Origin of the sequence: Tateyamaria algicola (genome assembly GCF_047715485.1) — a bacterium.
Classification (GTDB): domain Bacteria; phylum Pseudomonadota; class Alphaproteobacteria; order Rhodobacterales; family Rhodobacteraceae; genus Tateyamaria.
Window position 1 is genome coordinate 92,443 of sequence record NZ_CP180422.1, and the last position, 10,893, is coordinate 103,335.

A 10,893-nucleotide genomic window follows, 5' to 3' on the forward strand; every position below is an offset into this window, starting at 1 on the left:
TGCACGCCCCGGCGCACCGCCCTAAATCAAGACAGGACAGGTCCGGAGATACCCTATATGCCCATGCAAGCCCAAGAAATCGAAGAGCTGATCCGCGAAAGCTTTCCCGAGGCGCAGATCACCATCACCGATCTGGCGGGCGACGGGAACCATTATGCCGCCGAGGTGATCGATGCCTCCTTTGCGGGCATGAACCGTGTCCAGCAACACCGCGCGGTGACCAAGGCGCTCAAGGGCAAGATGGATGGCAGCCACGGGGAATTGCACGCGCTGGCGCTGACCACGAAAGCGCCTGCATGACCGCATTCTGGGCCTTCATAACCTATCCGTTTCTCCGCCAGCGCCGCCCCCTGGCCGCGCGCCGCCCGGGACGCGTCGAGATGGGTCAGACCCGCGCCGTGCCCTTGGGGATGGAAGCGACGGACCTGGACCTGGTCAACCAGGTGAGCCGCAAGAACGACGCCCTGGAACGCAGCCACGTGATCGCGACGAAACGCACCAAGCTGGGCGACAGCTTTGCCAGCGCCTCCAGCACACAGATCGCGCCGATGCCCGAAGATGAAACCTATGCCGCGCGCTATCACAGCGCCTATATCAAGAAAGATACCTGACATGAGCGATGTAAACGCAACGATTTCCGAGACCATCAAGGCCAATGACGTGGTGCTGTACATGAAAGGCACCAAGTCGATGCCGCAATGCGGCTTTTCCAGCCGCGTGGCGGGGGTGCTGAACTACATGGGTGTCGAATTTGCCGATGTGAACGTGCTGGCCGACGAGGCGATCCGCCAGGGCATCAAGGATTTTTCGGACTGGCCCACCGTGCCCCAGCTTTACGTCAAGGGCGAGTTCGTGGGCGGATGCGACATCATCACCGAAATGACCCTGTCGGGTGAGCTGGACACGCTGTTTGAAGAGAATGGCGTGACCTATGACAAGGACGCCGCCGACAAGATCCGCGAAGCCAACGGCTGATACAGGGCGGCGGCGCACCCAAGGTGCGCCTTACAAAAATAGAGTAAGGCGTGCCATGGGCACGCCTTTCCTTTTGGTCACATCATGCGCTGTGGCTCTGGCGCAGCGAGCTGCGCCTTACCTGTCAGCCCGCTTTCTCTTCCACATCCGCGGCCAGCGCCTCCGCCCGCGCGGCCAGTTCCGCCAGCGTTTCGGTCACGGCCGCCGGGATCACCGGCACTTCGATCCGCTCGGGCTCCGGCGCGCCCATGGTGCGCAGCCCCTCCAGTTCGGCCTCGCGTTCGGCCAGCTGCGCCTGGACCTCGCTGATCCGGTCTTCGACGCTTGCGGTCTTGTCCGCCAGCATCAGCCCGGCCATCAGCAGCATCCGCGCCTCGGGCATGCGCCCGGCCTGATCGGCCAGCACCTGCGCCTCGTCATCCAGCATCTTGGCGGCGGAGTGCAGATAGCTCTCTTCGCCCTCCTGGCAGGCCACGGCGAATTGGCGCCCGCCGATCGAAATCGTCACCTCAGGCATCAGGCGTCCTCCTCATCCGGTGTCTCAAGCTGATCGAGCAGCGGCGCCAGCGCGCCGATGATGCTGCTGGCCTCGGCCACATCCGCCGCGCGCGCGGCGCGCAGTCCCTCAAGTTCAGCCATCATGGCCTTGTTGATCAGGTGCGGCTCGCCCACCCCTTCCTCGTTCGCGGTACGCAGGGCGGCGTTGGACTCGCGCAGCTGTTCGTTGGCCTTGCGCAGGCGCTGCAATTCGAGGTCCAGCTCGGCTACCCGCGCTTGCGCGGCCTCGGCGGCGGTACCCGCCTCGGCCTGCGCGCTTTCCTGCCGTTCAGACAGCTTGCGCACCCGCTCGGTCAGCTGGGCATTGGCCACACGTTCATCGTCCAGTGCGGCCTGCAGCGCGGCACTGTCTTCGCCCGATGCCGTGCTCAAACTGCCCAAACCACCGGCAATCCTGTCCATGGCCGCGGTCAGCCGCTGTTGTAGGCTGTCAATCTCACTCATCTCGTTGCCCGTCCCCTTGTCGTCCTCATGTCGTCATCTGGCGCTTTGGCGCCGCGGTTTTGCGTCTTTTTTCGCGGGCGGCACACGCGAATCGCTGCACCGCCCGATTGCATCGCAGTCTAGCCAATGCCTATGGGAAATGCGCCCCCCTTTGCGATCAGACACTTGCGCGGCGGCATTGAAGTGCCGGTTGCCCCCGTTCGCCACGTCAGGCGCGTCCGGGCAGCGTGCCGGATCATCTTGATCTTTGGGCCTTGGCTGATATGCAGCCTCAACTCTTCTTGCCCAAAGGACTTCGCTCGTGGATCTCACAGCCCTTCGCACCGCCCATCCCGATCACTGGTCCAAGGCGACCGCCATCCGTGCGCTGACCCTGGACGCGGTTGCCGCCGCCAATTCGGGGCATTCGGGCATGCCCATCGGGATGGCCGACGTGGCCACGGTTCTCTACGAAAAGCACTTGAAATTCGACGCCTCGGCCCCGAACTGGCCGGACCGCGACCGGTTCATCCTGTCGGCGGGCCACGGGTCCATGCTGCTTTATTCCCTGCTGCACCTGACAGGCTATGCCGACATGACGCTGGAGCAGGTCAGGAATTTCCGCCAATGGGGCGCGATCACCGCCGGTCACCCCGAATACGGTCACGCATCGGGGATCGAGACCACGACCGGCCCCCTGGGTCAGGGCATTTCCAACGCCGTCGGCTTTGCCATGGCCGAAGAGATCCTGCGCGCCCAGTACGGCAAGAAGATCGTGGATCACCATACATATGTCATCGCAGGCGACGGCTGCCTGATGGAAGGCGTGAGCCAGGAGGCGATCACGCTGGCCGGGCGCCACCAGCTTTCCAAGCTGATCGTGTTCTGGGACAACAACAACATCACCATCGACGGCCCCGTATCGCTGGCAGACAGCACCGACCAGCCCCAGCGCTTCAAATCCGCAGGCTGGGCCGTGATCGAGATTGACGGCCACGACCCCGACGCAATCGATGCCGCCATCACCAAGGCGAAAGGCCAGGGCAAGCCCACGATGATCGCCTGCAAGACCCACATCGCGCTGGGTCACGCGGCACAGGACACCTCCAAAGGGCACGGCGCGCTGACAGACGCGGATCAGAACGCCGCTGCCAAGGCCGCCTATGGCTGGACCACCGGCCCATTCGACGTGCCTGCGGATGTGAAATCGGCCTGGGAGGCGATTGGCGCGCGCGGCAGCGAGGCCCGCGCCGCGTGGGAAGCGCGCTTTGCCGGTATCTCGGGCAACAAGCAGGCGCAGTTCAACCGCACCCTCGCCCGCGAGGTACCCAAGAAGCTGAGCGCGACGGTCAAGGCCTTCAAGAAACAGATGAGCGAGGCCGCCCCCAAGCTTGCCACACGCGCCGCCTCGGAAAAGGCGCTGGAAGTCATCAACCCGATCATGCCCGAAACCGTGGGCGGCTCGGCCGACCTGACGGGATCGAACAACACCAAGACCGGTGATCTGGGCGTCTTTGATACCGACAATCGTGGTGGGCGCTATATCTATTGGGGCATTCGCGAACATGGCATGGCCGCCGCGATGAACGGCATGGCCCTGCATGGCGGCATCCGCCCCTATGGCGGCACGTTCATGTGTTTCACCGACTATGCCCGCCCTGCCATGCGTCTGGCGGCGTTGATGAAGATCCCCACGGCCTTTGTGATGACCCATGACAGCATCGGCCTGGGCGAAGATGGCCCGACCCACCAACCGGTCGAGCATCTGGCGATCAGCCGGGCCACCCCCAATACCCACGTGTTCCGCCCGGCGGATGCGGTGGAAACGGCGGAAGCCTGGGAACTGGCGTTCTCGTCCACCGAAACGCCGTCGGTCCTGTCCCTGACCCGTCAGGGCCTGCCGACCGTGCGCACCGAACACAAGCTGAAGAACATGACCGCGCAAGGTGCCTATGTGCTGGCCGAGGCAGAGGGCAAGCGCCAGGTGATCCTGATCGCCACAGGCTCGGAAGTGTCCATCGCACTGGAGGCGCGCGACATCCTGCAAGATGGCGGGATCGGCTGCCGCGTCGTATCCATGCCCTGCATGGAGCTGTTTGCCGCGCAGGACGAAAGCTATCGCCGCAAGGTCCTGCCTGCGGGTGCCGTGCGCGTCGGGGTCGAGGCGGCGGTGCGCCAGGGCTGGGATCGCTGGTTGCTGGGCGAGCGTGGCAATGCCAAGAAGGCGGATTTCGTCGGCATGGACGACTTTGGGGCCTCTGCCCCGGCCAACGTGTTGTTCGAGAAATTCGGCATCACGGCTGCGACCATCGTGGAAAAGGCCAAAGCGCTGCTTTAAGCACAACTGCAACCAGACAAATGTAAGGCCCCTGCCATATGCGGGGGCCTTTTTCGTTGATCATCACGTTTCAGGCCCCGGACCGGGTGAGGTTATTGGACGCCGCGGAAAGCCGTTTGGAGGCTGACCCCATCCTAACGGACAAACCAAGGTCGCCTTTTGATCACGAAGCTGCCCCAGTCGCCCGGTATTCGAACCTGATGCGTAGCTTTGGATTAATACTCTTGGTGAGCGGGCTGTTGTTGGTGGCAGGCGTGTTCGCCCTGGGGTCAGCGTTTTGGAGCGACCCGTCGCGATCTGGCCACGGCCAGTTCGCGGGTGCGTTTGTCTTTCTCGTCTTTGGCATCCCTGCTGTGGGATTTTGCATCGCAACAACTGTATTTGGCACGCTGATGACCGTTCTTGGCAAACCCGCGCAGACACCGGGCCCGGCGCAGGCTGCAACACCGGGTTGGCACCGGGTCGTGTCTGTCATCGGGTTCTGGGTCGCGGTTGTTTGGACGGTGCCCTACGGATTTCTTGCAACTGTCGCGCTGGTCACAAGCGATCTGCAAAACCTGTTCTATTCCCTGCTGACCTGGGTTGCGGTCGCGGGCCCAGCGTTTGTGGCGCACAGGATGTTCAAACCGTCGCGATGACAGTCGTTATTATGGCGCCAGCCACCCGGCAGGCGCCACCCGACTCGGGCCCACCAGCTAGGCCGCTTTCGCCACAGGTGCCAGCTTGCGCCAGATCGGCGTGATCACCTTTTCACCGATCGGGATCAGCACGAAGCCAACGGCGAGGCCCAGCACACCATCCACAGCCGCCTTGGTCGTCCAGCTTGCAAAGCCGGATGCGTCATTCAGCGCCGCGCCGACGGATTTGCCCAAGCCATAGATCAGCTCTTCGGGCCCGTGCCAGCCCATTTCAGCCAGCCCGTGGATGATGATCGACCCGCCGACCCACAGCATGGCCGCCGTGCCGACAATGGTCAACATCTTCATGAAGCCCGGCATGACCTTGACGATGCCGCGCCCGATGGCGCGTGTGAGGCCGAAGCGGCCGCGCCCGGCCATGGCAAGGCCCACATCATCCGCCTTCACGATGATCGCGACAGATCCATAGACCGCGACCGTGATCATGATTGCAACGGCGGCAAGCGTCGCCGCCTCCATCCAGAAATTGCTGGGGGGGATCGCGGCCAGCGCGATGGTCATGATCTCGGCGGACAGGATAAAGTCGGTCTTGATCGCACCTTGGGCCTTTTGCTCCTCAAGATGCGCGGGGTCCTCGACCACGGCCTCTTTGCCCGGGTAGTCGTCGTGCCCGTGCCCCCAGCCGAGGACATGGGCGACCTTTTCAGCCCCCTCGAAACACAGATAGCCGCCCCCCAGCATCAAAAGCGGCGGGATGGCCCAGGGGGCGAAGTTCGACAGGGCAAGGCCCACGGGCAAGAGATAGACCAGCTTGTTGATGAACGAGCCCTTGGCGATGCGCCAGATGATCGGCAACTCGCGCTCGGCCGAGAAACCGGCGACATATTTCGGCGTCACGGCAGCGTCGTCGATCACCGCGCCCGCCGCCTTGGCACCCGCCTTGGCCGCCTGCCCGATCACGTCATCAACGCTGGCCGCCGCCACTTTGGCGATTCCCGCCACATCATCCAAAAGCGCTAAAAGTCCGCTCATTCCGTCCGCTCCGTTACCGATCCCTTACGTTAGCGCATAACATGCCTGAAAGGTTCCGCATACTGTTAGCGCGAACTGTATACCGTTGGCCACGTTTATCGCTAACACTTTGTTTTTTCGCCCCTTTCAGGGTTCTCATGCCGCAGCGCGGCAGGTATGACGCCTGCATATACAGGCTGACCATGCGGAAGGACCACGATCATGACAATCAAAGTTGGCATTAACGGGTTTGGACGCATCGGCCGTTGCACCCTGTCCCATATCGCCACATCGCTGCGCAACGACATCGACGTGGTCGCGGTCAACGCAACCGGGCCGCTGGAAACCTCGGCCCACCTGATGAAATACGACAGCATCCACGGTCGCTTTCCCGGCGAGGTGAAGGTGGCGGGCAACACGATGGATCTGGGGCGCGGCCCGATCCGCATGATGTCGACCTATGACATGAACGAGCTGGATTGGGGCGGCGTGGACGTCGTTCTGGAGTGCACGGGCAAGTTCAACGATGGTCACAAGGCCAAAGTGCATATGGAGCGCGGCGCCAAGAAAGTGCTGCTGTCGGCCCCCGGCAAGAATGTGGACAAGACCGTGGTGTTCGGCGTGAACGACGAACAGATGGCCGCCAATGACCGGATGATTTCCAACGGGTCCTGCACCACCAACTGCCTGGCCCCGCTGGCCAAGGTGCTGGACGAGGCGTTCGGGATCGAGCGCGGCTTGATGACCACGATCCACAGCTACACCGGCGACCAGCCCACGCTGGACCGCCGCCATGATGACCTGTATCGCGCACGCTCTGCCGCGATGGCGATGATCCCGACCTCGACCGGGGCCGCCAAGGCATTGGGCGAAGTGCTGCCCAACCTCGCGGGCAAGCTGGACGGCACCGCGATGCGCGTGCCCACCCCGAATGTGAGCGCGGTTGATCTGACCTTCGAGGCCGGGCGCGATGTGACCAAGGACGAGGTGAACGCCGCCGTGCTGGAGGCCACCAAAGGCCCCATTGGCCGGGTGCTCGCCTATGATGACGAGGCCAAGGTGTCGATCGACTTCAACCACACCGAACACTCGTCGATCTTTGCCCCCGACCAGACCAAGGTGGTGGGCAACCGGCTGGTGCGCGTTCTGGCCTGGTATGACAACGAATGGGCGTTTTCGGCCCGTATGGCGGATGTGGCCGTGGCCATGGGCCGCCTGATCTGATCCGGCCACACGGCTTGCAAGCATGAGGCGGGGCTGTCACAACAGCCCTGCTTTTCGTTTCAGGGTGCCCCTTGGCCATGACCAACCGCAGCGCGTTTATTCTGGGTCTGATCATTGTGGTCGCCATTGTCGTTGATGTGACGCTCTATGGCTCGGAAAACCTAGTTTTCCTTGGCAAGAAGCTGGCCGAACTTTTGGAATGGATCGCCTTCTGGCGCTAATTCGCCTGTGCGCAGTGCCCCTGCCCGGTTGACAAATCACTCTGCATGGCTTTGTTAGCGGTAACGGCGCGCCCCTTGGTTTTCGGGGCAGAGTGCCTGATTATTTAATGACACCAGACATGGGGGATACCATGGCCATCAAAGTCGCAATCAATGGGTTTGGACGGATCGGGCGCAATGTGTTGCGCGCCATCGTGGAAAGCGGGCGCACCGATATCGAGGTGGTTGCGATCAACGATCTCGGCCCGGTAGAGACCAATGCGCACCTGCTGCAATATGACAGCGTGCACGGGCGGTTCCCTGTGGCCGTCACGACCACCAGCGACAGCATCGATGTGGGCACCGGCCCGATCAAGGTCACGGCCGAGCGTAACCCGGCAGACCTGCCTTGGGGCCATGTGGACATTGTGCTGGAATGCACCGGCATCTTCACCTCGAAAGAGGCCTGCCAGGCGCATCTGGAAAACGGCAGCAGCCGCGTCCTGATCTCGGCCCCCGGCAAGGACGCGGACAAGACGATCGTGTATGGTGTGAACCACGACAGCCTTGGCGCGGATGACGTCATCGTGTCGAACGCATCCTGCACCACGAACTGCCTGACACCCGTGGCCAAGGTGCTGCACGACACGTTCGGCATCACCCGCGGGTTCATGACCACCGTGCACAGCTATACCGGCGACCAGCCAACGCTGGACACGATGCACAAGGACCTCTACCGCGCCCGCGCCGCGGCCCTGTCGATGATCCCGACTTCGACCGGTGCGGCAAAGGCCGTGGGCCTCGTGATGCCCGAGTTGAATGGCAAGTTGGACGGCGTGGCCATTCGCGTGCCCACCCCCAACGTGTCCTGTGTGGACCTGACGGTCGAGCTGAATGGCGACGTCACCGCCGAGCAAGTCAACGCCGCGATGAGCGCGGCGGCTGCCTCCGGCCCCCTCAAGGGTGTGCTGGGTGTGACGGATGCCAAGCTGGTGTCGATGGATTTCAACCACGACCCGCATTCGTCGATCTTTGCCACGGACCAGACCAAGGTGATGGACGGCAATATGGTGCGTATCCTGAGCTGGTATGACAACGAATGGGGCTTTTCCAACCGCATGGCTGACACTGCCGTGGAAATGGGTAAGTACCTGTAAAGACGTTATAAACTTTGTGGAAAAGGCGCTCGTGAGGGCGCCTTTTTTGTGTCTGGGTGGTGCTTGCTGATCCGCGCACAGCTACCTGTCCAATTGATCAGGTTGTGTCACCGACGATCAGGTCAGCCCGCAGCACATGCTTTTTCGCGGCACCGTCATCAGCCCCGGCCACATAGCGCGCAGCCTGTGCGCCCATCTCGTATCTGGGCGTGTGGGTCGTCGTGATCCGTTGCGGCAAGGCCGACAGGAACGGCAGGTCGTTGAACCCGGCAAGGGCGACGTCTTGCGGCACGCGGATCCCATTGCTCAGGCAGTGCATCAGCCCCCCCGCGGCCAGGTCGTCATTGGCAAAGTAGATGGCGTCACAGTCGGTGACCTCTGACAGGCACGCGGCGGTCAGCTCGCGCCCAAGGGGCAAGGAGGATGCGCGGTTGGCGATGCGTTCATGGATGATCTGCCCACCCTCGGCTTCGAGCTGGTCCTTGAACGCGATGTACCGCTTGACCGCACGCAGGTCGCTGCCGCCCTGACTGCCGATATAGGCGACCCGGCGATGGCCCTGCGCGATGAAGTGGCGGGCCATGTCGGCACCAGCCGCCTGCTGGGAAATCCCGAACGAGGCCGACATGGCCGCGCCCTCCACATCCATGATTTCGGCCACACGCACACCGGATTGCGCAACGGCACGGCGCAGCCCCTCGGAATGTTCGATGCCAGACAGGATCAGACCGCAGGGCTGCCAGGACAGCATATCACGCACCAGGGTCTCTTCTTCTGATTCTGAATACTCCGAAACGCCAAAGACCGGGCGCATGCCGATCTGGGCCAACGTGTCGTTGATGCCCGCCAGAACGTCGATGAAAACGGTGTTATTGAGGGTCGGCAGGACCACTCCGATCATCGGATTTTCCATCCCCCGCTGCACCGAGGCGAGGCGATTGTGAATGTAACCAAGCGTCGTTGCAGCATCGGCCACACGCGCCTTAACGTCTTGGGAAAAATAGCCTTCTCCCCTCAGCACGCGGCTGACCGTCATCTGGCTGACGCCGGCCTCAGCCGCCACATCATGCATCGTGGGTCGCGATTTCTTTGACGCCTGAGACAAAGGCTCTAACTCCTTCTTGTTGACAAGTGTTTACGTAATCACATACCACTTACGCCAGATGTTTACGTAAACATGTTACAAGTTAACGTAAACATACTGAGTTTTGGGCGTCTCAGCGTCCGATATGGGAGGATTGAAAATGAAGAAACTGCTATTGACCACCGCCTTGCTTGCTCTTGGCACATCGCAGGCCTGGGCGGCCGACACCCATCGTGCCGAGTGCTTTGCGCCCGCGCCGGGAACCTCGACAATTTCTTATGATGCCAAGGACGGCCCCTACAAGATCGCCTTTGTGAACGGGTTTGCGGGCAATGACTGGCGCATTCAGGCGATCCAGTCTGCCAAGGCGTGGGCCGCACGCGAGGCGAACGCGGCCAAGATCGACGAATTCACCGTCGTGTCCGTGGGCAATGACAGCGCCGCGCAAATCGCCGCCATCGATAACTTCATCGCCGCAGGCTACGACGCCATCACCTTCATCGCGGTGAACCCCACCGCGTTCGAGCCCGTGATCCGGCGCGCGGACCGTGCGGGCACGGTGCTCGTCCCCTTTGACAACGTGTTGGACACCGACAAGGTCGTGCAGATCAACGAAAGCCAAATGGCCCTCGGCGCGCTCAAGGCCCAGGCCGTCATGGATGAACTGGGCGGCGAGGCCTCGAAAATCCTGATGGTCAACGGCCTGCCCGGCAACGCGACCGACCGGGACCGCCGCCTTGGCATGATGAGCGTTCTGGAAAACGTGGACGGTCTGGAAATCGTCGAAGTCGTAGGCAACTGGGACACTGGCACAAGCCAGAAAGTGGTGGCAGATGCCTTGGCGACCCACGGCCAATTCGATGCGGTGGTTTCGCAGCACGGTTCTGCCGGGACAATCAACGCGATGCAGGCGGCAGGCCACCCGATCGTGCCCATGGGTGTCGATGGTGAGAATGGCGTGCGGATGCTGATGGACGACCTCGACATACCCGGCGTGTCGGCAAGCCAGGCCCCTGCCATGTCCGCCGTTGCGCTGGAGGCCGCCGTTGCCCTGCTCGAAGGGAATGCGCTGCCACAGACGGTGTATCTGCCGATCCCGCAAGTGGCGGCCGCCGACCTGGCACCCGGAACGAACTATTTCCCGGATCTGCCCAAGTCGTTCAACACCGGCACCGGTTTTGAGGCCTGCTTTACTCCCTTCACACCGGAAGAGCTGTTGGGCCAGACACCCGACAACAGCTAAACCGCGCCCCTGTCGACCGCGCGCACGCATCCCGTCGCGCGG

Annotated in this window: 13 protein-coding genes; 9 read left to right on the top strand and 4 right to left on the bottom strand. The window is 62.5% G+C overall.

Annotated elements, in window-relative coordinates:
* Window positions 1-57: 57 nt before the first annotated feature.
* From ACMHLQ_RS02680 to grxD, 3 genes are read left to right on the top strand one after another with little or no spacing between them, the layout of a single operon-like run.
* Entirely contained in the window at window positions 58-300 is a 243-nt protein-coding gene (locus tag ACMHLQ_RS02680; protein WP_415403221.1) for a BolA/IbaG family iron-sulfur metabolism protein, read from the top strand.
* Window positions 297-611 (top strand): hypothetical protein, encoded by a 315-nt coding sequence (locus tag ACMHLQ_RS02685; protein WP_415403222.1) that lies wholly within the window; start codon window positions 297-299, stop codon window positions 609-611. Before ACMHLQ_RS02680 ends, ACMHLQ_RS02685 begins: the two co-directional genes overlap by 4 nt.
* Window position 612: 1 nt before the next feature.
* Entirely contained in the window at window positions 613-975 is a 363-nt protein-coding gene (gene grxD / locus ACMHLQ_RS02690; RefSeq protein WP_415403223.1) for a Grx4 family monothiol glutaredoxin, read from the top strand.
* A gap of 124 nt (window positions 976-1,099) precedes the next feature.
* Here grxD and ACMHLQ_RS02695 read toward each other — a convergent pair whose 3' ends face one another.
* Entirely contained in the window at window positions 1,100-1,492 is a 393-nt protein-coding gene (locus ACMHLQ_RS02695) for a cell division protein ZapA (protein WP_415403224.1), read from the bottom strand.
* On the bottom strand, window positions 1,492-1,977 hold the full coding sequence (locus tag ACMHLQ_RS02700; RefSeq protein ID WP_415403225.1) for a hypothetical protein: 486 nt from the start codon (window positions 1,975-1,977) through the stop codon (window positions 1,492-1,494). The genes ACMHLQ_RS02695 and ACMHLQ_RS02700 overlap by 1 nt, the downstream gene beginning before the upstream one ends.
* 301 nt (window positions 1,978-2,278) lie before the next feature.
* On the opposite strand from ACMHLQ_RS02700, the gene tkt reads away from it, so the two are divergent.
* Together tkt and ACMHLQ_RS02710 are read left to right on the top strand one after the other, a co-directional pair.
* The gene (gene tkt / locus ACMHLQ_RS02705) at window positions 2,279-4,294 is read left to right on the top strand and encodes a transketolase (protein ID WP_415403226.1); all 2,016 of its coding nucleotides are present in this window, start codon (window positions 2,279-2,281) and stop codon (window positions 4,292-4,294) included.
* Between the two features lie 227 nt (window positions 4,295-4,521).
* On the top strand, window positions 4,522-4,932 hold the full coding sequence (locus tag ACMHLQ_RS02710) for a hypothetical protein (protein WP_415403227.1): 411 nt from the start codon (window positions 4,522-4,524) through the stop codon (window positions 4,930-4,932).
* A 57-nt stretch (window positions 4,933-4,989) separates the two neighbouring features.
* Here the strand turns inward: ACMHLQ_RS02710 and ACMHLQ_RS02715 are convergent, their stop codons facing one another.
* Window positions 4,990-5,964: a DUF808 domain-containing protein gene (locus tag ACMHLQ_RS02715; protein WP_415403229.1), complete on the bottom strand. Its 975-nt coding sequence runs from the start codon at window positions 5,962-5,964 to the stop codon at window positions 4,990-4,992.
* A 201-nt stretch (window positions 5,965-6,165) separates the two neighbouring features.
* Here ACMHLQ_RS02715 and gap (ACMHLQ_RS02720) point away from each other — a divergent pair, with 201 nt between their 5' ends.
* The 3 genes from gap (ACMHLQ_RS02720) (at window position 6,166) to gap (ACMHLQ_RS02730) (ending at window position 8,524) form a co-directional block, all read left to right on the top strand.
* The gene (gene gap, locus ACMHLQ_RS02720) at window positions 6,166-7,167 is read left to right on the top strand and encodes a type I glyceraldehyde-3-phosphate dehydrogenase (RefSeq protein ID WP_415403230.1); all 1,002 of its coding nucleotides are present in this window, start codon (window positions 6,166-6,168) and stop codon (window positions 7,165-7,167) included.
* 77 nt (window positions 7,168-7,244) lie between these two features.
* Complete coding sequence (locus ACMHLQ_RS02725; RefSeq protein WP_415403232.1) at window positions 7,245-7,388, top strand: hypothetical protein; 144 nt, start codon at window positions 7,245-7,247, stop codon at window positions 7,386-7,388.
* 131 nt (window positions 7,389-7,519) lie between these two features.
* The gene (gap, locus tag ACMHLQ_RS02730) at window positions 7,520-8,524 is read left to right on the top strand and encodes a type I glyceraldehyde-3-phosphate dehydrogenase (RefSeq protein ID WP_415403233.1); all 1,005 of its coding nucleotides are present in this window, start codon (window positions 7,520-7,522) and stop codon (window positions 8,522-8,524) included.
* A 97-nt stretch (window positions 8,525-8,621) separates the two neighbouring features.
* On the opposite strand, the gene ACMHLQ_RS02735 is transcribed toward gap (ACMHLQ_RS02730), so the two are convergent.
* Entirely contained in the window at window positions 8,622-9,629 is a 1,008-nt protein-coding gene (locus tag ACMHLQ_RS02735) for a LacI family DNA-binding transcriptional regulator (protein WP_415403234.1), read from the bottom strand.
* Between the two features lie 139 nt (window positions 9,630-9,768).
* Between ACMHLQ_RS02735 and ACMHLQ_RS02740 the strand changes: the two genes are divergently transcribed.
* Complete coding sequence (locus ACMHLQ_RS02740; protein WP_415403235.1) at window positions 9,769-10,851, top strand: sugar ABC transporter substrate-binding protein; 1,083 nt, start codon at window positions 9,769-9,771, stop codon at window positions 10,849-10,851.
* Window positions 10,852-10,893 lie beyond the last annotated feature (42 nt).

Coding starts and splice junctions, on each gene's coding strand:
- ACMHLQ_RS02715 (WP_415403229.1), bottom strand. CDS start 5,964: ATGAGCGGACTTTTAGCGCTTTTGGATGATGTGGCGGGAATCGCCAAA.
- grxD (WP_415403223.1), top strand. CDS start 613: ATGAGCGATGTAAACGCAACGATTTCCGAGACCATCAAGGCCAATGAC.
- ACMHLQ_RS02680 (WP_415403221.1), top strand. CDS start 58: ATGCCCATGCAAGCCCAAGAAATCGAAGAGCTGATCCGCGAAAGCTTT.
- ACMHLQ_RS02685 (WP_415403222.1), top strand. CDS start 297: ATGACCGCATTCTGGGCCTTCATAACCTATCCGTTTCTCCGCCAGCGC.
- ACMHLQ_RS02695 (WP_415403224.1), bottom strand. CDS start 1,492: ATGCCTGAGGTGACGATTTCGATCGGCGGGCGCCAATTCGCCGTGGCC.
- gap (WP_415403230.1), top strand. CDS start 6,166: ATGACAATCAAAGTTGGCATTAACGGGTTTGGACGCATCGGCCGTTGC.
- gap (WP_415403233.1), top strand. CDS start 7,520: ATGGCCATCAAAGTCGCAATCAATGGGTTTGGACGGATCGGGCGCAAT.
- ACMHLQ_RS02700 (WP_415403225.1), bottom strand. CDS start 1,977: ATGAGTGAGATTGACAGCCTACAACAGCGGCTGACCGCGGCCATGGAC.
- ACMHLQ_RS02740 (WP_415403235.1), top strand. CDS start 9,769: ATGAAGAAACTGCTATTGACCACCGCCTTGCTTGCTCTTGGCACATCG.
- ACMHLQ_RS02725 (WP_415403232.1), top strand. CDS start 7,245: ATGACCAACCGCAGCGCGTTTATTCTGGGTCTGATCATTGTGGTCGCC.